The sequence below is a fragment of the Undibacterium sp. Di24W genome, from assembly GCF_049340325.1.
Classification (GTDB): Bacteria; Pseudomonadota; Gammaproteobacteria; order Burkholderiales; family Burkholderiaceae_D; genus Undibacterium.
Genome location: NZ_JBMPOP010000007.1, coordinates 30,544 through 50,945, shown reverse-complemented (window position 1 = coordinate 50,945; position 20,402 = coordinate 30,544). Strand labels below are relative to the sequence as shown.

At 46.0% G+C, this 20,402-nt stretch carries 13 protein-coding genes and 2 riboswitches; of the genes, 8 read left to right on the top strand and 5 right to left on the bottom strand.

What is annotated here, in order from left to right; all coding sequences use genetic code 11:
* The first annotated feature begins 65 nt into the window (after positions 1–65).
* The 6 genes from ACO0KZ_RS15340 (at position 66) to ACO0KZ_RS15315 (ending at position 10,757) form a co-directional block, all read left to right on the top strand.
* Positions 66–1,829 carry a sensor histidine kinase gene (locus ACO0KZ_RS15340; protein WP_422996737.1) on the top strand — a complete coding sequence of 588 codons (1,764 nt, stop codon included), beginning with the start codon at positions 66–68 and terminating at the stop codon, positions 1,827–1,829.
* Positions 1,830–1,950: 121 nt separating this feature from the next.
* A riboswitch (glycine riboswitch) is annotated at positions 1,951–2,053 on the top strand.
* A gap of 11 nt (positions 2,054–2,064) precedes the next feature.
* Positions 2,065–2,194, top strand: a riboswitch (glycine riboswitch).
* A 130-nt stretch (positions 2,195–2,324) separates the two neighbouring features.
* On the top strand, positions 2,325–3,449 hold the full coding sequence (gene gcvT, locus ACO0KZ_RS15335) for a glycine cleavage system aminomethyltransferase GcvT (RefSeq protein WP_422996735.1): 1,125 nt from the start codon (positions 2,325–2,327) through the stop codon (positions 3,447–3,449).
* A 57-nt stretch (positions 3,450–3,506) separates the two neighbouring features.
* The gene (gene gcvH / locus ACO0KZ_RS15330; protein ID WP_422996733.1) at positions 3,507–3,884 is read left to right on the top strand and encodes a glycine cleavage system protein GcvH; all 378 of its coding nucleotides are present in this window, start codon (positions 3,507–3,509) and stop codon (positions 3,882–3,884) included.
* A 242-nt stretch (positions 3,885–4,126) separates the two neighbouring features.
* On the top strand, positions 4,127–7,006 hold the full coding sequence (gcvP, locus tag ACO0KZ_RS15325; protein WP_422996731.1) for an aminomethyl-transferring glycine dehydrogenase: 2,880 nt from the start codon (positions 4,127–4,129) through the stop codon (positions 7,004–7,006).
* Between the two features lie 812 nt (positions 7,007–7,818).
* Positions 7,819–10,122: a collagenase gene (locus ACO0KZ_RS15320; RefSeq protein WP_422996729.1), complete on the top strand. Its 2,304-nt coding sequence runs from the start codon at positions 7,819–7,821 to the stop codon at positions 10,120–10,122.
* A gap of 302 nt (positions 10,123–10,424) precedes the next feature.
* Positions 10,425–10,757, top strand: a complete 333-nt coding sequence (locus tag ACO0KZ_RS15315) for an energy transducer TonB (protein ID WP_422996727.1) — start codon at positions 10,425–10,427, stop codon at positions 10,755–10,757.
* A gap of 114 nt (positions 10,758–10,871) precedes the next feature.
* Here the strand turns inward: ACO0KZ_RS15315 and ACO0KZ_RS15310 are convergent, their stop codons facing one another.
* The 4 genes from ACO0KZ_RS15310 to ACO0KZ_RS15295 all read right to left on the bottom strand — a co-directional run bounded on the left by ACO0KZ_RS15310 (position 10,872) and on the right by ACO0KZ_RS15295 (position 16,738).
* Positions 10,872–11,351 carry a DUF962 domain-containing protein gene (locus ACO0KZ_RS15310; RefSeq protein WP_422996725.1) on the bottom strand — a complete coding sequence of 160 codons (480 nt, stop codon included), beginning with the start codon at positions 11,349–11,351 and terminating at the stop codon, positions 10,872–10,874.
* Positions 11,352–11,504: 153 nt separating this feature from the next.
* Positions 11,505–12,803: a cyanophycinase gene (locus ACO0KZ_RS15305; RefSeq protein ID WP_422996723.1), complete on the bottom strand. Its 1,299-nt coding sequence runs from the start codon at positions 12,801–12,803 to the stop codon at positions 11,505–11,507.
* A gap of 165 nt (positions 12,804–12,968) precedes the next feature.
* On the bottom strand, positions 12,969–15,671 hold the full coding sequence (locus ACO0KZ_RS15300; RefSeq protein ID WP_422996721.1) for a TonB-dependent receptor: 2,703 nt from the start codon (positions 15,669–15,671) through the stop codon (positions 12,969–12,971).
* Positions 15,672–15,784: 113 nt separating this feature from the next.
* Positions 15,785–16,738 (bottom strand): MurR/RpiR family transcriptional regulator, encoded by a 954-nt coding sequence (locus tag ACO0KZ_RS15295; RefSeq protein WP_422996719.1) that lies wholly within the window; start codon positions 16,736–16,738, stop codon positions 15,785–15,787.
* 316 nt (positions 16,739–17,054) lie between these two features.
* On the opposite strand from ACO0KZ_RS15295, the gene ACO0KZ_RS15290 reads away from it, so the two are divergent.
* Both ACO0KZ_RS15290 and ACO0KZ_RS15285 read left to right on the top strand, forming a co-directional pair.
* The gene (locus tag ACO0KZ_RS15290; RefSeq protein WP_422996717.1) at positions 17,055–18,173 is read left to right on the top strand and encodes a succinylglutamate desuccinylase/aspartoacylase family protein; all 1,119 of its coding nucleotides are present in this window, start codon (positions 17,055–17,057) and stop codon (positions 18,171–18,173) included.
* Between the two features lie 33 nt (positions 18,174–18,206).
* Positions 18,207–19,598 (top strand): YfcC family protein, encoded by a 1,392-nt coding sequence (locus ACO0KZ_RS15285; protein ID WP_422996715.1) that lies wholly within the window; start codon positions 18,207–18,209, stop codon positions 19,596–19,598.
* A gap of 60 nt (positions 19,599–19,658) precedes the next feature.
* Here the strand turns inward: ACO0KZ_RS15285 and ACO0KZ_RS15280 are convergent, their stop codons facing one another.
* Positions 19,659–20,228, bottom strand: a complete 570-nt coding sequence (locus tag ACO0KZ_RS15280) for a lipocalin family protein (protein WP_422996713.1) — start codon at positions 20,226–20,228, stop codon at positions 19,659–19,661.
* Positions 20,229–20,402: the final 174 nt, after the last annotated feature.

The window sequence follows — 20,402 nt, the reverse complement described above, 5'->3', positions numbered from 1 at the left end:
CTTCAGCGAAATCGGTAAAGAAATGAGCTACAGTAGGCTGGTATCTCATAGCTCTTATTTCATGCATGAAACCAGTTCAGCAATTACATGTGGATTCCAATCCTAGCGAAGCCGACTTGATGCAGCTCAAGTTAGGTTTGCAGGCCTACAATCGTCAGGCCGTTGGCCAGCGTGATCTTCAAGCTTTGAATCTGGTGTTGCGCAATCAAGAAGGTCAAGTCCTTGGTGGCCTTATTGCAGAAACAATTTGGCAATGGCTGTTGATCCAAACGCTGTGGCTCAGTGAAGAGGTTAGGGGGCTTGGACAGGGCACGCTATTGTTGTCGACCGCTGAGCGTCTGGCGCTTGAACGTGGATGTCTGTTTGTAGCGCTTGAGACCTTCAGCTTTCAGTCTCCACGGTTTTATTACCAGCAAGGTTATCGCGCCTATGGTCAATTGGATTATTTCCCCAAAGGGCATACCCGCTTTTCTTTATGGAAGCCGCTGCAATCGCCAGCGACCTTGGGCATGGCTGAAGTTGATCGTGACAGTCAGGCGATTACCCAGTTGGTGCCCCAAAATACTGTCAACATCGAGCAAAGTTTCTTCGCTCTGCTTTACCAGACCAGTCTTGATATGTTGGAGCGATATGATCTTGACAGCCTCTTGCAGACTATCGTCGATCAAGCCTCATTGATTTTGGACTCCCCCTATGCTGAATTGATGTTGGTCGATGCGGATGAGTTGGTTGTACGAGCATTCACACGAAATCAGACTTATTTGTTAGGTGATAGGGTGCGTCGTGGCGAAGCCTTGGTGAGTTGGCGTGCTCACGACACTGGCATGCCGGCAATCATCGATAATTATTCGAAATGGGCAGGGAAGCGGGTGGTGTATGGTGACGCCGAGTTGTTTGCGGTGGGCGATTTTCCTATCATGGCGGGCGATCGCTGTCTCGGGGTTTTAGGTTTGGGGCGTGTGCGGCCCGGACATGCTTTTTCTCCGATCGATATCGAGAATGGTATGCGCTTTTCGCGTTTGGCCGCGATGGTAATCGATCACACGCAGCTACATGAAACCGCACAGAAAGAGATTGCAACACGTAAGTTGGTAGAAGACGAATTACGTCAACGCAACCGGCAACTAGCCGAGCAAAACAGCGAGCTCGATGCTTATGCACACAGCGTGGCTCATGATCTCAAGAATCCGCTTACGAGCATACTAGGCACGATTAAAATTGTAAGAGCCAAAATACATGAACTGCCGCTACAACAATTGCAGGTCATGCTGGGTATGGCCGACCGTAATGCTGCCAAAATGCAAGAGATTATTGAAGCGCTGCTGCTGATGGGGAGTGTGCGTAAGGAATCTGACTTGGAGATGCAAGAGCTCGATATGGTGGCGATTGTAAAAGAGGTGCTACAACGCCTTGAGGCACAAATACATGAATCTGCTGCCATCATTGATTTTACAGACTTTTTATTGCCAGCTATGGGCATGCGTGCTTGGGTGGAACAAGTATTAATAAATTATCTGAGCAATGCCTTGAAGTATGGCGGTGAGCCACCGCACATAGAAATTTCTTGTTCAAAGGCAGCAAATGGGATGGTGCGTTATTGTGTCGCTGATCGCGGACCTGGCGTGAGGTTAGAGGATGTTCCAGGCTTATTTGAGGCTTTTGAACGTTGTGGGAATCAAAACAAAGAAGGGCATGGTGTCGGTTTATCATTGGTCAAACGCATTGTGAACAAGCTGGGTGGTGATGTGGCGTATCGAGCAAGAATTGATGGTGGTAGCGAGTTTAGCTTTGAGCTGCCAACGGTGATACTTTCTTCGAAGCTGGATTGAACGATCATTTGTGCTTGATTTGTTAGAAAATAGAATAAGAATTGTGACTGCCCGAATGTGAAAATATCGGGAAAATCCTTGTTCGGATATCGGCATATACAGTGTTTCGCGGTATAATCTCGCCACTAGATCGGGAGAGAGCTGAGCAAATAGTCATTTTGCAGACGGCCGCCGAAGGGGCTAATACCCAACAAACTCTCAGGCAAAAGGACCGATCAGCGGGGTTGTGTAAAAACTCCCCTACTCTGGAGAGCGGTAGCAGTGCGCGGAATTATCAGGCATTGAACTACCCACCGAAGGTGCGACGAGAATCATTGAAAGATGACTTCTCGTAATCTCTCAGGTACCAGGACAGAGGGGTAGCGAATGATTGTTATTTCTTGAATTCAATTCGAGAAGTGATCAAGTAGCATACGAAGCAGGTTTCGAACGTCGACCTTATCGTGTGTTTTTTTTCGTCCCTTTTTTTGTCCATAACGGTACTGAGGCTCTCACATGACGCAAGCAACTCTTAAAGTAACCCCCTTGAACGCAGCACATCGTGCCGCCGGCGCGAAGATGGTGGATTTCGGTGGCTGGGATATGCCGGTGAACTACGGCTCTCAAATCGAAGAGCATCATGCTGTGCGTACTGACGTCGGTATGTTCGACGTTTCCCATATGTGTGTTGTTGACCTCAAAGGCGAGAATGTCCGTAGCTTTTTGCGCGGCTTAGTTGCTAATAACGTCGATAAATTACAAGTGTCCGGTAAAGCGCTATATTCAGCGATGTTGAAACCTGAAGGTACCGTGATCGATGATTTGATCATCTACTTCATGAATGAAAGCTGGTTCCGTCTGGTAGTCAACGCCGGTACAGCAGAAAAAGACGTGGCTTGGATGAATGCGCACAATGCAGCGACCAATGCTGGCATCACGATTGCACAACGTCGTGATGGCGCAAATTCCTATGGTTTGATTGCAGTCCAAGGCCCTAATGCACGTGCTAAAGCATGGGAAGTATTACCAGAAACCAAAGCAGCCAGCGCAGAAATGAAACCATTTAATGCGGTAATTGTTGATGGCACAGCTTTTGGTGAAGTGATGGTGGCGCGCACTGGATACACTGGTGAAGATGGTTTCGAGATTGCTGTTTCTGCTGAACGCATCACTGACTTGTGGAATGCTTTGGTCGCAGTTGGCGTTAAACCAGCCGGCTTGGGCGCACGTGATACTTTGCGTTTAGAAGCGGGTATGAATTTGTACGGTCAAGACATGGATGAAACAGTCAATCCATTGAATGCAGGTTTGGCTTGGACGATAGATCTGGTTTCTGAACGTGATTTCGTCGGTAAAAAAGCTTTGCAAGAGCAAGGCCAAACACAACAATTCCTCGGCTTGATTTTGCGTGAAAAAGGCGGCATCCTCCGCGCACATCAAAAAATCATTACCGCCCATGGCGAAGGTGAAATCACTAGCGGTACGTTCAGTCCGAGTATGCAAGAAGCGATCGCCTTAGCGCGTTTGCCTATGGGCGTCGCAATTGGCGATACCGTACACGTACAAATTCGTGATAAACAATTAGCAGCAACTGTAGTGAAATTGCCGTTTGTGCGTAACGGCAAAGTTCTTGTAGCGTAATTCATTCGTAATCTATTCTTAAATTCGTTTAAATCTTAAAATTTCTTGGAGAAAAACATGACAGTTCCAGCAGATCGTAAATACACAGAATCCCACGAATGGGTACGCGTTGAAGCTGACGGCACAGTGTCCGTCGGTATTACTGATTTCGCACAAGATGCCTTGGGTGATATCGTATTCGTTGACTTGCCAAAAGTTGGCGCAACTTTGGCTGCTGGTAAAGATTGCTGCGTTATTGAATCTGTTAAAGCTGCTGGCGATGTGTATGCACCAGTTGCAGGTGAAGTGGTTGCAGTCAACGACGCAGTCGTTGATGAGCCTGCTTCTATCAATACAGGTGCGTTTGACGCTTGGTTGTTCAAACTGAAGCCAGCGAATGCAGCAGATGTTGATGCTCTCATGAGCGCAGAAGCTTACGCAAAAAATATTGGTTGAGTTTTCAATACCCCTCGCCCGCAAGCGGGAGAGGGGCAGGGGTGAGGGTGGTGTTTATTTGTGGATCGCCTGTGAATGAGATTCATGAGCGTTTAATCTTAGGACTTCCTCGTGAATTGTTTGTCTTTACTGAACCTCCCTCACCCTAACCCTCTCCCGCTTGCGGGAGAGGGGATCAAGCTAGAGTCCCGCAGGACGGCTGCTCCCAATTGTTGAATTTTGTTTTATTACCCAAAAATACCATGACACGTACTAGCCTTTCCCAACTTGAGGCACATGATGCCTTTATCGCCCGTCATATCGGCCCATCTGAAGCAGAACAAGCTGCTATGCTCAAAGTGTTGGGCTATGCGGATCGTACCGCTTTGATCGATGCGATTGTTCCAGCAAACATTCGTCGTAAGGACGTTTTGCCTTTGGCTGACTTCACTGAGGCGAAATCTGAAACTGAAGCTTTGGCAACCTTGAAAGCATTGGCGAGCAAAAATAAAGTGCTCAAGTCGTTCATTGGTCAAGGTTATTCCAACACGCACACGCCAGGCGTGATTTTACGCAATATTTTTGAAAATCCAGCTTGGTATACGGCCTACACGCCATACCAGCCAGAAATTTCTCAAGGTCGCTTGGAAGCGATTTTGAACTTCCAACAGGTCATCATGGATATGACAGGCATGGACATCGCAAATGCGTCTATGCTCGACGAAGGTACAGCCGCTGCAGAAGCGATGACCTTGATCCAACGTGTTGGTAAATCCAACTCTAACGTGTTCTATGTAGCGCATGACGTCTTGCCGCAAACGCGTGAAATCATCGAAACACGCGCTAAACCTTTGGGCGTGGAAGTACGTACATTGACAGGCAATGAAGCCATCGAAAACGAATGTTTCGGCGTACTCTTGCAATACCCAAGTGTCGACGGTGAAATCCGCGACTACCGTGAATTTACAGCTGCCGTACATGCTAAAGGCGCGATGGTGATCGCTGCTGCAGATTTGTTGGCATTGACCTTGATCGAAGCGCCTGGCACATGGGGTGCTGACGTCGTCGTCGGTAACAGCCAACGCTTCGGTGTGCCGCTCGGATTCGGTGGACCACACGCTGGTTACATGGGCACGAAAGATGCATTCAAACGTTCTATGCCAGGTCGTTTGGTCGGTGTGACTGTCGATGCGCAAGGTAAGCAAGCTTACCGTTTGGCATTGCAAACACGCGAACAACATATCCGCCGTGAAAAAGCGACTTCGAACATCTGTACAGCACAAGTATTGTTAGCGGTGATTGCTTCGATGTACGCGGTTTATCATGGCCCAGCAGGTTTGAAACAAATCGCGCAGCGTACACATCGTTTGACAGGAACGTTCGCAGCAGGTTTGAAGCAGTTTGGCGTTTCGGTTGCCAATGCTTCGTTCTTCGATACATTGACGATCAATGTCGCTGATGCGGCAGCAGTGCACGCAGCAGCACAAGAAGCGGGCTACAACCTGCGTCAAATCAGCGCAACACAAGTCGGTGTGTCTTTCGACGAAACGACTACGCGTGCTGATGTCGAAGCATTGTGGAAATTGTTTATCACGACGGTAGCACCAATCGACTTCACTTCGATCGAAGCGAATGTCGCGGATGCCTTCCCAGCAGCTTTGGCGCGTACCACAACTTACTTGACGCACCCAACATTCAACCGCTATCACGCAGAACACGAAATGCTGCGTTACTTGCGTAGTTTGGCGGATAAAGACTTGGCTCTCGATCGTACTATGATTCCGCTCGGTTCTTGCACCATGAAGTTGAATGCGACGTCGGAAATGATTCCAGTCACATGGCCAGAATTTTCGAATATGCACCCCTTCGCGCCGAACGATCAAACTGTTGGCTATCGCGAAATGATTGATCAGTTAGAGGCGATGTTGTGCGCAGCGACTGGCTACGATGCCGTGTCCTTGCAACCAAATGCGGGTTCACAGGGTGAATACGCAGGTTTGTTGATTATTCAGGCTTACCATCAATCTCGCGGCGACGCACATCGCAATATCTGCTTGATCCCGTCCTCCGCGCACGGTACTAACCCAGCGTCTGCTTCTATGGTCGGCATGGAAGTTGTGGTGGTTGCTTGCGATGAAAATGGTAACGTTGATTTGGTTGACTTGAAAGCCAAAGCAGAAAAGCACAGCGCCAATTTGGCAGCAGCGATGGTGACTTACCCATCCACACATGGCGTGTTTGAAGAGGGTATTCAAACTTTGTGCGAAATAGTTCATGCACACGGCGGTCAAGTGTATGTCGACGGCGCGAACATGAATGCATTGGTCGGCGTAGCTGCACCAGGTAAATTCGGTGGCGACGTTAGTCACTTGAACTTGCACAAAACATTCTGTATTCCTCACGGTGGTGGCGGACCAGGTGTTGGACCAGTTGCAGTGGGCGCGCATTTAGCAAAATTCCTGCCGAACCAAAAGTCGACCCATTATATACGTGGTGAAGAAGGCATCTCTGCAGTCAGTGCTGCACCATTTGGTTCCGCTTCTATTTTGCCAATCTCATGGATGTACATCGCCATGATGGGTGCAGAAGGCTTGAAAGCCGCGACAGAAACAGCGATCTTGGCAGCGAACTACATCGCGAAGCGTTTGGCGCCACATTACCCTGTGCTCTACACAGGCCACGATGGCTTGGTTGCGCATGAATGTATTTTGGATTTGCGTCCATTAACAGATGCAACTGGCATCTCCAATGAAGACGTAGCAAAACGTTTGATTGACTTCGGTTTCCACGCACCAACCATGAGCTTCCCAGTGCCAGGCACTTTGATGATTGAGCCAACAGAAAGCGAATCACAAGCCGAGTTGGATCGTTTCATTGACGCTATGATCGCTATCCGCGAAGAGATCGCTAAAGTAGCAAGTGGTGAATTCGACGCGAAAGACAATCCACTCAAAAACGCACCACATACTGCTGAAGTATTGGTCGCCAACGAATGGAATCACGCTTATGGCCGCGAAGTGGCAGCCTACCCAGTACCCGCATTGCGTAAGCAAAAATACTGGGCACCAGTAGGCCGTGCGGACAACGTCTACGGCGATCGTAACTTGTTCTGTGCTTGTGTGCCTATGAGTGATTACGAGTAACTATAGTTCTTAAAACGAGTACCCTCGCTTGGCGCAAAACGGCATGCGAGTTTGCAAAAAAACGGACATGTTAATCACATGTCCGTTTTTTTTGGTCTTTGTCCCTCTGTAATTCTATTGAACACAGGAATGTTAATAAAAATAGGAATATTTAAAGAGCGTAGCCAATAGGTAAATCACCAGATAAAACTATGCAAAGGATTTGATGGTTGGATTGCGAGTAAGAAAAATATGGCTTGTAAGTAACCCAAGGAAAAAATATTTAGCTGAATTCATGCTTTGCTTGAGACAGGCATAAGGATTTCTAGTTTGATTGCTGCTAAATAAGCAGTCAATACGATGTTCAATCTAAGTATTCACCAAACAAAACTATATCAATGCCTATGATTCCCTTGGGAAATTCGCCAATTCACCACGGAATTTAGAATTTTGTTTGGGTTTTGAATTCCACCTCAAAGCAAAATCTCATATTTCTTTACCTTGCCAAAATTTACTCTGTTTTTGCATTTAATTGTCTTTAGATTACGCGATTGTAGAAATATATCATTGATATTTATTAGATATATTTATAAGATGGGTTCGCCTTTGCTTGAGTCTTGTTTCTTCTAAGGGAGGGGAAACCAGGCTTCAGTTACTACAGTTTTTGTTGGGGTTGCGAGATGGCATATTGCGGTCGCTAGCTCGTAAACATCACTGTGGTGGGGCTCTGGAGTGGGCTTTTCAGTAGAAAGACCACTCATCCATCGGTGGACACCTGTTAGCAGAAGTTGTTGCTGGGCGTCCGTCAATAATTACAACAGAGGAGTCAAAAAATGTTAATGAACCGAAACACCATGATCGTCGCAGCCTTGGTCGCTACGAATGTGATGGGCATGTCACATGCCATTGCAGCCAATTCGCTAGAAAAGTTAGAACGGGATGAGCTAGATGGGCGCCATGAGCATGCTTCCAAGCAATTGAAACAGGCACCGCGGCCCCATGAGCGTCTAGCAATGCCGCCTAGTGCTGAGCAAGTCAAATTTAATTTGCCTTTTAGCAAGCGTGATCTAGAAGCATTTCACACACCAAATAAAAACACGGCAGTAACCAAGTCCAACCCTTTAATGGCGCCAGCGCCAACTGCAGCTTGCAAAGATGTGACGACGATGGCGGGTTATAGCGGCGCAGCACTTGCCAACTATCTGGTGTCCTTGCCTGATCCTGAATGCACTTATGGCTTGTTTTCTTTAACCGCTGCACAAGGTGCAGGAATTTACTCGGCAAACAATATGAATGCCGTGGCATCTCGTTTTATCCAAGAGGCGGGTAGTTACGATGCCACGAATATCGCTTTGGTAAATTTGACACTTTATTTACGTGCTGGTTATTACTTAGCTAGTGGTAGCACCATTCCTGCTCCATCCGCGACTGTTATGACTAGTTTGCGTACGCCGATTAAGCAATTGATAGATGGTAATACCTTGTATGCGTCAAATACAGCCTGGAGCAATACCGCCAGTGAAGTATTCAAGCTGGTCACTAACCTGAATGACGAAGCCTATTATCTACCGAGCGTTAAGAATGTATTCGTACGTTTTACCAATACTGCTTCGAATCCAAATGCTTCAAATGGCTTGCTGCAGTCATCGGCAGCAGGTGCTTTTACTGGTGCTTTAACGGTGATGTTCTATGCGCATGATCGTGCGAATGCAGCATCGATTATTCAGGATATGTCTTACCCGACAGCTTTGAATAATTTTGTGGTGAACAACAAAGCTGCGCTTTTGACTACTAGTAACGCGTATCAGTTGAATGACGCGGAAAACGAAGCTTTTCGATTTATGAAGTATTCAGCTTTGTTGCCGAGTGTGAAGCCCATGGTGAAAAAACAATTGGCGACGTCTAGCATGACAGGCTCTGATAGCGATCTGTGGTTGAATGCGGCATCCGCTGTTGATTTCTATGATAGTGCCAACTGTTCAGATTACGGCACATGCAATTACAAAACGCAGCTCGCTAACATCGTGTTGAAAACCAGTTATACCTGCAGCCCGACAATCAAGATTCGTGCACAAGATATGACGACGGCGCAGTTGCAAGACTCTTGCAATATCTTGGGTGCGGAAGAAGGCTATTTCCACAATATGCTGGTATCGAATCAACAGCCTGTGGCAAACGACAATAACAAGTCACTAGAGTTGGTCGTGTTCGACGACTATACCAACTACAGTAAATACGCCAGTGTCTTGTATGGCATTAGTACTGATAATGGTGGCATGTACTTAGAAGGTAATCCGGCAGATGCCAATAATCAGGCACGTTTTATCGCTCATGAAGCGTCTTGGTTGCGCCCAGCTTTCGTAGTGTGGAATCTGGAGCATGAATATGTGCATTATTTGGATGGCCGCTTTGATATGGCGGGTGATTTTTCAGCGGGCACTGCGCAGCCAACGATTTGGTGGATAGAAGGTGTGGCAGAATATTTGTCACACAAAAATAACTATCAGGAAGCGATTGACGCGGCGAAAACGGGTACCTATAAACTCAGCACCATCTTCGGTAATACTTATTCCATGTCTGATTATGTGGCGCGTGCTTATCGCTGGGGATATATGGCCGTGCGTTTTATGAACGAGAAACATCGCAATGATGTTGATGCGATTGTGGCTAAATTCCGCGTGGGTGATTACACGGGATACCAAGCCTATATGGCAAATATAGGCACTAAATACGATGCAGAGTTTACAGCTTGGGTTCAAAGCGCGACGGTTGCTGGTGAGCCACCTTTGCCTACGCCACCCGTTGTAGTCTTGCCAGCTTGTAATTCGACATCACAATTGGGTAAAAACTGCTCAATCAGGAATTTATCTTCTAACACTCAAGCCTATATTTATATTATGGTGCCAGCCGGTGCGAAGAATCTGAAGCTGTACACCAATGGTGGAAGCGGTGATGTCGATCTGTATGTGAAGAAAGACAGCTATCCAACGACCAGCTCGTACGATGCAGCTTCTTTGAAAGCAGGTAACAACGAAAACGTTTTAATTGCGTCTCCTACAGCGAACACCTGGTATTACATCGTATTGAAAGCGAAACAGCCATTTAGCGGTGTAAATATTAATGCAACTTATGAATAATTGTCCCTAGGTAGTTCATCATTAACTGGCCCGCCAGACCAAAAGTGGACGGGTTAGTAGATGATTTTGCCGAGCATGTGGTATCACATGCTCGGTCTTTTATTGTCGCGACGATATCAACAGCGCAAAGACAAGGGAATATATTTACATTCGACAAAAATACTGATTAAATTTTGTGCATAAGTATTGCCATGCGGAAAAAATTTCTTTAGAATGTCGACTGTTTCCATGTGGCAATTTGCAGGTCATTATGCAATACAGTTCTCATGGGCTTATCTCAATCTCTTTTCTGTGATCCGACTATGAAAAAAATCTTGTTAGCTGTTGCTTTGTTGAGTTCCGTATTTGCTGCAAATGCGGCTGATGTTCCTGTTGTTGAAAAGCAGACATGCGAAAAAGCAGTTTATCCAAAATCTTCTTTGATAAATGAAGAGACTGGCACCGTGTTGTTGTCTATCTTGGTTGGCGCTGACGGTAACGTAGTTGACTCTAAAGTAGAACAATCAAGTGGTTCCAAAACTTTGGATAAAGCAGCGGTTAAGATTTACGCTTCATGCAAATTCAAGCCAGCCACTAAAGATGGCAAAGCACAACAAGCTTGGGCAAAATTAGAGCATGTTTGGAGTTTGTCATAATCGGCTAGACACTGTTTCAGTGCTGACTTAAGCCTAGATTGAAAAAAGCCGGTTTTTGAAACTGGCTTTTTTTATGGAGAATTTTGTGGTGAGTCTCTTCTTGAATTCAGTTGATCAATATGGCAATTTCCAACGTCGATATAGAAAGCTGATCACAAACAAGGGACCTATTAGCAGAAAGCGCAAATCTTCAAAAAATGAAGGTTTTTTACCCTCGATCTTGTGTCCAATGAATTGAAAAATCCAGGCAATCACAAACACAACAAGGGCTACGCGTAGCACCAACTCTTGCGGCATCCACCACAGGACACCCAGCATTAATGCCGCCATCATGCACATACCTAGCGCAAATCCCAGTGACAGACTGAAATAATAGAGCAGGGCGGCAACGCTGCTAACGACTGCGACCAGTGGATGCACCGCCCACAATAAGGCTAATACCGTCCACATAATGACTGGTACACAAATGAAATGAATGATTTCATTGTGTGGGTGACGATGGCTTTCGGCATACTTATTGAGTAGTTGCAGTACTTTACGCTGACCTGAAATTGGCAGATTTTGATCTGATGCTGGTAATTGTTGGCTATTCATAATGTTCCCAAAGCTGCTGTGACGGCAGGTAATAGTTGATCGGAACATCTTAGTGTATGTCCACTATTAGCGCAGCCATATTGCAGCTCCGTCGCCAAATAAAACAACAGATGATTTCCTCTAATTTTGTCTACATAATTAAATATAAACTAGTTACTTGATGGACTCATACAGAGGCTGCGCCATTTTGACTGGTCGTACATCTAATCGCAGTCGCATCACCGTAAATGCTTCCGCACCTGAGCTACTGGAGAAATACGCTTTCGACTCTGGCGTTTTGCTGAACGTAAATTCGAAACCTAAGCCGGGTTTGATTTTACTGTCGGTATCAAATGCTAAACCTAAAGCTGAACTCCGCGAGCTTTCCGCCAAGCCAGACATTAATTCGACCACCGCGGTATTGGCTAAAATGTTAGGAAAGAACACAGCTGCCTGATCGCTGTCTTCTGATGCGGTATTGCTTATCAATGATTTGTCTGTGCCTGGAATAATCTGCTTACTTTCAAGTTCGAAACGATCACCATGCGACAAGTAGGAAATACCCGCATTCTGCAGATTGAATTCTGGAAGCGAGGAGTTGGTTTTCACATTATTGAAGTCAATCAGAATGGCACCTTTGTAGCCTAGGACTTCAATGTTGTGCTGTGGACGTACCAGCAAGGCAGTGTTTTCATCAATGCCTATGCCTAGTTTGTAATTTTTCTTTAGCATGACTGGCAACATACGTGCAAAACGACCACGAATTATCAAGTGCTGATCGATAAAAATATCTTTGCCAATAAAACCTAAGCCGGGAGCGATTTCCTTATCATCGCTGACACCCAGTTTTAAGGTCGCCAGAACACCTTTCGCATCGTTGAACATCGTAGTACTCATGATCGCTGCGCCAGCGCTGGTGCCAGCGATGACGCCACCACGTTGATAAAGCGACCAGATCGCATTTAACATCGCGCTGGGTTTGCCATCGGCATTCACTAAAGCACGGGTAATTTTTGCTTGATCGCCGCCAGTGAAGTACACGCCGTTGGCTCGTTCAATTTGTGAGATCCAGTGTGGATCTTGATTGATTTGCGAGGTTTTTTTCTGACTATCTTTGGTCTCATACTTAATTGAAAGTGGGATGAGAAAAGCATTGCCACCATATTTCTTTAAGGTCTGTACAACAAATTCAGCCGCCCGATCAGGGTTGCCAGATGCCGCCGGGATAACGGCAATCTTACTGTCTTTGCCGCCGGCTTGCTCAATTAATTTTTCCCATACTGCTGCATTGTCATTGCGTAAAGCGCCACCAGCAATAAGTAGAGAACCGCGTACTTTGCTAAGGTCAGTGTTGGCTTGTGATGGTGCGGAAAGTAAGCTTAGGCAGATGAATGTAAGGCGTAACAGCACTGCACCCTGCATACTTAGACATTGGTGTAGTGGCGAGAAAACGCAAGTCACGGTGAGTGTCATGATTTATCCAAAATAGATGTATGCCATATTGTTCGGGAAGTTACGGCGAACTAATTTATGGCGAGTGAATTCTATGTAAAAAAAAGGGTAGCAATCCTAAGATGCTACCCGAAATGCGGGAGAAATGCCGCACAAGAAAATGGTACTGGTTATCCTATATTCTGTTTATTTGAAGGCGTAATTCAAACGAACGTAAAATGCACGTCCACGTGGATCAACATAGGTCGAATCAAAGCCAGCAAAGTAAGTCAAAGTCTGATTAGAGAACGGAGGCTTAGTGTTAAATACATTCAAAATGCCGCCGGTAACCTTAATGTCTTTGAACCCGTAATAAGCCGTTTGCAAATCCCACAAGCTATAAGAAGCTACAGTTGGGCGTTTACCGTTTGGATCTAACTGTTGATCTTCATGATGCAATTGGAAAGTATTGGACAAAGTGAAACCCCATGAGCCAATATCCCAATCACCGCTCAAACGATGACGCCACTTTGGTGTCACGTATTCAAAGCCCCATTTGCCGAGGTTGTCGAAGACTTTTGAACTGGCAGCAAATTGCTGTTCACTCTTGGTCATCAAAGTGCCTGAGAGGCGGGTTGTGAACTTGCCGTAGCCATCCAATTTCGCACGATAGGCCAAATTGATATCAATACCGCTCTTAGTTTCTTTACCTTGGTTTTGTGCAGTCAATGCCCAGTTCAAGATATAGCCATCACTGTCACGCGTGATGAACTTTTCTACGTAAGCTGGATCGGTATCAATTAAGGTTTCAGGTGCAAACTTGATAACGTCCGTCTTACGTACGCTCCAGTAATCGATGCCAGCTGAAAAAGCGGCTGCTGGTTCCCACACAAAACCAACTGAGAATTGTTTTGATTTCTCAGGTTTTAGATTCGGATTACCCGCTTCTGTTGTTGGGATTTGGTCGCTAAAACATTGTGAGTTGTACTTGTTGCAGCCTATCGTATCGAAATACAAACCGCCAGTTGCTGTTTCGACTTTGGATGGATCCAAATCTTTCATCGTAGGAGCACGGAAGCCTGTGCCAAACGAAGCACGGAACAAGACTTCTTTACTTGGTTGGTAACGCAACGCGACTTTAGGATTAGTAGAGCTTCCTATGCTGCCACCGTAGGAATCATGACGCAAAGCGAGTTGTGAGCTTAATTCTTTAGTCAATGGCACTTCAAGCTCAGCGAAGATCGCTTTCACATCGCGAGATTCAGACACACGGCGAGACTTCGAAGTGGAATAAATTGTGCCAGACAAAATTTCATCAGATGAATTGTCTTCCAATTTTTCACGACGGAATTCGATACCCGTTGCAATACCCACTACACCCGCATCGGTTTTAGCAAGTTCACGAGTAAAGCGCGCATCGAACACATCGCTAGTGGATTTACCTTTGCGACCATCGATATTGCGTTCAGCCGCGTCTAATAATCCTTGTCCTTCGGCAGTTTGTGCGCCGAATGGATTGATTTTGCCTGTTCTGAAAGCAGCCAATAATTTGACGCGGTCATAGTAACCATTCGTCAAAGTCTGTGTGTTATCCGAAACTGAGTGAGCATAGGCTGTGTTGTAATCCCAGCCTGCGATAGTACCTTCGCTACCTAACAACAGACGTGATTGATTCGATTCTTGGCCATTGGTACGAGCACCGCCTGGTGTTAAGCGGATACGGACATTGAACGGCTGACCATCGGTTGCCACTTTGACACCGGCTGAGTTGACGTAGAACGCAGGATAAAAAGGGCCGCCTGCTGGATACGTGAAAGCGCTTGATTTTGTACCTTGATTTCCATTGACACCGGTAGGAGAGAGGCGATATTTAGCATCATTTTTCGAAGCGGTGAATTCCGCAAAAATAGTATGATCAGCATCGATCGCTAATGTGGCGCGGCTGATAAAGTTTGTTTTTGCTGACTCAGGATAGATATCCGCTGCTGCTTGGTAATCAAAGCGGCAGGCACCACTGATATTGATACTAGCTGGCGGTGCGCAATCTGGCGCACTTGGGTTACCCAAATACTTTTTTCCACCAACAGAGTAAATGCCGGCTGGGAATGTGTTTGCTGAAGTGAAGTTGTCAGCGTAACCACGTGCCTCTAGTGGGCGCCATGCGCTGACGGCGAAGTCACGCTGTGCTGTGCGCAATTGATCGTATTTTTTATGCTGTATGCTGGCAAATACGTTGTAACCTTCTTTGTTCAAGTCACCAAATCCTGCCAAAATGCTGACGTTCTTGTCACCGCCGCCACCTTCTTTAGTGCGTGAGCCGCCGGCGCTAATTTCCAATCCCGCAAAGTCTTTACGAGTGATGAAGTTAATGACGCCGCCCACCGCATCAGCACCGTACACCGCAGAGGCACCATCCTTCAATACTTCAACGCGTTCTAGCGCGGACAAAGGGATAGAGTTTAAGTCAGTGCCTTCGCCACCGAATGCAAACGCAGCTAAGCGACGTCCATTGAGCAAAACCAAAGTAGAAGAAACACCCAAACCGCGTAAGTTTGCGCCTGATAAGCCACTTGAGCCAGGTTTGTCGCTAATGCTCGCGGATTCTTGTGTGTAGCCTGTATTGGCACTTAGTGTATTTAATAATTGCTCAGCATTGGTAGCGCCAGTTTTTTCGATCTCAATGCGGCTAATAACTTGTACTGGCAAAGCAGTTTCTGCATTGATACGTTTGATGGATGAGCCAGTAATTTCTACTTTTTGAATCGCAGGTTCTGCAGCTTTTTCTTGAGCGAATGCCGTATTCGCAGAAATACTCAGCATTGCCATCACGCCCAGTGCGGACCAGGTTGCTGATGTGATTTTCTTCGGCACAGATGGGAAGCGCTGTGTGCCTGCTTTGTAATTACTCATCTTTATTGACTCCTCAGGTTTTAAAAATAATGCTGCAAAAATTTTGCGAAAAAGAGATCCCGTTCAAGCACTTTTCAAAGTGCTTGTTGTTAGCAGTGGCTTAGTGTGGGAACTTACTTTTTCGGCTTGCGACTTTCCAGTTGCGAGGTTCTTGTGGTGTTATCGTTATTGTGTAAATAGCCTGAGAGCGCTTCCGTTAAACGAATTGCTTTCTCGACGTTTTTCTTATTTGAAACCATGATGCTGCTGACTAAAGCTTCGATGACAGCGGTGGCGGCAGTTGAGCTGCTGGCCAACACTGCATGTGTGCTAGGTGCTAATAACAAGTAATCGCCAAGTTGCGCGATCGGTGATGCAGATGAATCGGTAATGGCGACAATACAAGTGGCATGATTGCGTGCAAATTGCGTGAGGCGAATCACGTCTAAGGCGTAACGTGGGAATGAAATCACGATCAGTACGTCTTTATCGGTGATGTTTGCCAAATTGCCCGCAGCGACTTCGGTGCCGCCATACGCCACTACTTCAACTACGCGATTGCAATAAGGTTGTAAATGCAGTGCGAGCATGCCAGCCAAATGTGCGCTGATGCCGAAGCCCATAATATATACAGTACCAGCTTTGCTCAGTCGATTGATGATCTGACTCATCTGTTCGTCTTCTATGCCATGACTGGCGGCATTGATGTTTGCCGTAGCCGATTGCAAGCTAGCGTTTGCTGGTGATGAATTGCTTTTGCGCGCTTCTATAGTGTTACGTAACTTTTCAACAGGTGAGAAAATCTCTTGTACGGTTTCCGCAATCTTATTTTTTAGTGCTGCATAGTTAGCGAATCCCAAATCACGGGCAAAGCGACTGATCGTTGCTGTCGATACTTCGCATTGTTCCGCCATGTCTTCGATGCCCAAGGCAGTAACTTTGACTTGATTGCGCAATAGATAGTCCGCGATCCGCTTATAAGAGGAGGAACCTTCCTTCAATTGCTGCATCAAGCTCTCGCCTAAACTAGATTTGGCGAATACCAGATCAGGTGAATGCGATTCAGTGGAAGTCAGGATTTTTTTCATTTTCTCTATTTTTGAAAAAACTAAACAATGTCGATGGCTGCACTTTAGAACGAATCAAAATAAATTTCAATAGTTATTGTCAGATTTTTTTCATAAAGATAGAATGTGTAAAAAATCAGACATAAATTTATGTGTTCAAGAATAGTTTGGCAACAACGTTTTGTTTGATTGTTGTTTGCAGGTGAATAAAAGACATCGATAATGCAACGAAATGATGCTGGCGGCAGGATGTGTAGGAATTGGTATGTGTAGATGCGGGTCAATCTGTTTGTAAAATTAATTGAGATGAATTTGTAATTTTTTAGAAAGTATTGTTATGCGTATTGTGAAACATGCACTGCCGACGCTGAGTGCTGGAACCAGTAGAGAAGTGACCAGCTACCATTTTGGTAGCAATACTCAAGGTAAAAAAGTGTATATCCAGTCGTCGCTGCATGCGGATGAAATTCCGGGCATGCTAGTTAGCCACTATCTACGCCAGAGCTTTACCGCCTTAGAGCAAGCTGGTGTAATTGCCGGCGAGATTGTCTTGGTACCAGTGGCGAATCCTATTGGCCTAGCACAGGATATACAGGGCAGTGCGTTCGGCCGTTTCGATCTCGCCACCGGCATAAATTTTAATCGCGGCTATCAATATTTGACGCCTGCTTTGAAACAACGATTAGCAGGAAAACTAGGTGCTGATATTCAGGTGAATACCGCCTTGATTCGTGAACAGGCTTTGGCTTTGCTAGCGGAGTGGCAGCCCAACAGCGAGGCGACTGCTCTTAAAAAGACATTGCAATCTTTAGCGATTGATGCGGACATTGTGCTAGATCTACATTGTGATAATCAAGCAGTGATGCACCTGTATACTGGAACACCATGGGCAGATGCAACTATGCCTCTAGTTCGTTATTTAGGTGGACGTGCTCTACTGCTATCTGTCTTATCTGGTGATGATCCATTTGATGAATCTTGCGCACGTCATTGGTGGGAGCTGGCCGAGGAATTCGGCGCTGTGACGCCAATTGCATTAGGCTGCCAATCGGTGACCATTGAATTGCGCGGCGAAGCTGATGTCGTGCATGAGCATGCTCAGCAAGATGCGCACGCCATTGTGCAATTTCTCATTCAAGCTGGACATATATTGGCGGAAGCAGAGTCGATGCCCGCAGCACTATGCCAACCTACACCGCTTGAAGGTTCCGAACCTATCATCGCAGCGCATGCGGGCATATTGGCATTCACAAAAAATGTGGGAGATGTCGTTGAGGCAGGTGAATCTATTGGTGATTTGATTGATCCGATTTCAGGTCAAGTGACACCGATGATTTCTGGTGTGGCTGGCGTCTTGTATGCGCGGGTTGCACGGCGTTATGCACAGAAAGGTATGCGGGTTGCCAAGGTTGCTGGCGCGATTGCCTATCGCAGCGGTAATTTGTTATCGATGTAAATCGTCTAGGTTAAAAGAATAAGAGAGACTCGTATGTTAAAAAAAATTAGAATGCCGAATACCTTCGTGCTGCTATTTGCACTGTTGGCGATACTCGCGATTTCAACTTGGTTTGTGCCAGGTGGGAAATACGAGACCCAAGTGATCAATGGCAAAACTGTGATTGATCCCAGTTCGTTCCATTATGTCGCCAGTAATCCGCAAGGAATAGTCGATTTGATGATGTCACCGATTAAAGGCTTTGTGGAAGCAGCCTTGATTATCGGATTTGTGTTGATTGTGGGTGGCGCTTTTGCTGTTCTACAAAAAACGCAAGCGATTGATTCGATGATCAAATCGGTCGCTCAAGCCCACACGCGCTCTCACTTAGTGCGAGTGATGATTATTCCCGTATTTGTGACCTTGTTTTCATTAGGCGGAGCGACGTTTGGGATGGCCGAAGAGGCAATCCCTTTCGTGATGATATTTATTCCTTTGGCCTTGGCTTTGGGTTATGACTCGATTGTTGGTGTATCGATTCCATTTGTCGGATCGCAAGTGGGATTTGCGGCGGCATTTTTAAACCCCTTTAATGTTGGTATTGCCCAGGGCATCGCTGGTGTTCCCGTATTTTCTGGTATTGGATTTCGTCTGATTGTATGGGCTTTGGCGACAACGTTGACGATCGCTTTTTTGATGTGGTACGCCGCACGAATTAAGAAAAATCCTATGTTGTCGCCGACCTACGCCATTGATCAAGAACGGCGTGCGCAAAAACAAGACGATGAATTGGCTAGCTTTGAGGGAGTGACCAAGACGCACAAGGCTGTGCTGCTGATGTTTGCAATAACACTCGGCGTTATGGTGTTCGGCGTGGTGAAATATGCTTGGTTTATCAATGAAATTGCGGCGCTCTTTTTGGTGATGGCGATCTTGGTCGGGATTGTTGGACGTTTGAGTTCGGATGAATTTGTCGAGGCCTTTATTCACGGTGCCAAAGATTTAATTACGACCGCACTCGTAATCGCTTTAGCGCGCGGCACTATGATTTTGGCACGTGACGCACATGTTATCGACACCATGTTGTTTCATTTGACGCCGTTGGTGCAGGCAGATAATTCCGTGTTCGCGGCCCACAAAATGTTTGTGATTCAGTCGGTGATTAATTTCTTCATTCACTCAGGTAGCGGACAAGCTGCTTTAACTATGCCTATCATGGCGCCACTTTCGGATTTGGTCGGTGTATCACGTCAAACAGCGGTACTCGCGTTTCAATTTGGTGAGTTCACTACACCAATGATACCGACATCTGGCATCACCGTTGGTGTGTTGGCATTAGCCCGGATTCCTTGGGTGACTTGGGCCAAATGGATGATTCCATTGCAGGTGATTTATTTTGTGTTGGCTTTGGTGATGTTAGCCATTGCTTGTCAGCTGAATTGGTAAGAACTTAAAAAGCGCCCTGAAGCAATTTGTTAAGGGCGTTTTTGTTCTCAATGAAGATATTTATTTGAGCGGATTACTTTGGGCGCTGACTTGAAATTGACTGCGTTGATAGCCTAGTGTTTCCGCTTTTTTCAAAATGGATTGTTGAATGGCAGAATCAAGCTGTGGCGTGCGCGACAGTATCCAGCCGTATTTGCGACTAGGCTCTCCAACCAAGACCCACTGATAATTGGGATCTAAATCGAGTACCCAATAATTGCCATAAAACGGACGAAAGAAGCTGACGCGTAGTTTAGTGTTGTTGCTGTTTTCAACCAGTTTTGCAATGCCATTTGCCTGTTCTATTCCGCCGTCCTTGGTGCGGCAGCGATTGATGACACGAACATCTTTATCGTCAAGCTGATATTCGGCCTGAGTGTCAGCAATACACATAGATTGAAAACTGTTTGGAATAAACGCGACTTGGTACCATTTCCCCAAATAACGATCTAGTTCCACTTGTTTCACCGTTTCCATAGGCGCATATTTTTCATTGCATGCCGTCAGTAAACTGACGCTGGCGATTATGCCGACCAGAATAAGTTTGCTGAGTAACCGAAATAGGTGTGATACTTGCAATAATTGATTCATGTCTTTTATGCCTTGATATTGTCAGTTTAGAATTGGTTCTTGCGATAAATAATCTATCACAATCCCTCGATACCGTTTGATGCTTTGTGCACATAGCGAGTTTCTATGCCATATTTTAAGCTAAGTGGCATTCCGGTAGAAGATAAACTACAGCCTGATCGAGGCACTTTTTGG

Excerpts from the sequence above, each read along its gene's own strand:
- ACO0KZ_RS15340 (WP_422996737.1), top strand. The coding sequence starts at position 66 with ATGAAACCAGTTCAGCAATTACATGTGGATTCCAATCCTAGCGAAGCC.
- gcvT (WP_422996735.1), top strand. The coding sequence starts at position 2,325 with ATGACGCAAGCAACTCTTAAAGTAACCCCCTTGAACGCAGCACATCGT.
- gcvH (WP_422996733.1), top strand. The coding sequence starts at position 3,507 with ATGACAGTTCCAGCAGATCGTAAATACACAGAATCCCACGAATGGGTA.
- gcvP (WP_422996731.1), top strand. The coding sequence starts at position 4,127 with ATGACACGTACTAGCCTTTCCCAACTTGAGGCACATGATGCCTTTATC.
- ACO0KZ_RS15320 (WP_422996729.1), top strand. The coding sequence starts at position 7,819 with ATGTTAATGAACCGAAACACCATGATCGTCGCAGCCTTGGTCGCTACG.
- ACO0KZ_RS15315 (WP_422996727.1), top strand. The coding sequence starts at position 10,425 with ATGAAAAAAATCTTGTTAGCTGTTGCTTTGTTGAGTTCCGTATTTGCT.
- ACO0KZ_RS15310 (WP_422996725.1), bottom strand. The coding sequence starts at position 11,351 with ATGAATAGCCAACAATTACCAGCATCAGATCAAAATCTGCCAATTTCA.
- ACO0KZ_RS15305 (WP_422996723.1), bottom strand. The coding sequence starts at position 12,803 with ATGACACTCACCGTGACTTGCGTTTTCTCGCCACTACACCAATGTCTA.
- ACO0KZ_RS15300 (WP_422996721.1), bottom strand. The coding sequence starts at position 15,671 with ATGAGTAATTACAAAGCAGGCACACAGCGCTTCCCATCTGTGCCGAAG.
- ACO0KZ_RS15295 (WP_422996719.1), bottom strand. The coding sequence starts at position 16,738 with ATGAAAAAAATCCTGACTTCCACTGAATCGCATTCACCTGATCTGGTA.
- ACO0KZ_RS15290 (WP_422996717.1), top strand. The coding sequence starts at position 17,055 with ATGCGTATTGTGAAACATGCACTGCCGACGCTGAGTGCTGGAACCAGT.
- ACO0KZ_RS15285 (WP_422996715.1), top strand. The coding sequence starts at position 18,207 with ATGTTAAAAAAAATTAGAATGCCGAATACCTTCGTGCTGCTATTTGCA.
- ACO0KZ_RS15280 (WP_422996713.1), bottom strand. The coding sequence starts at position 20,228 with ATGAATCAATTATTGCAAGTATCACACCTATTTCGGTTACTCAGCAAA.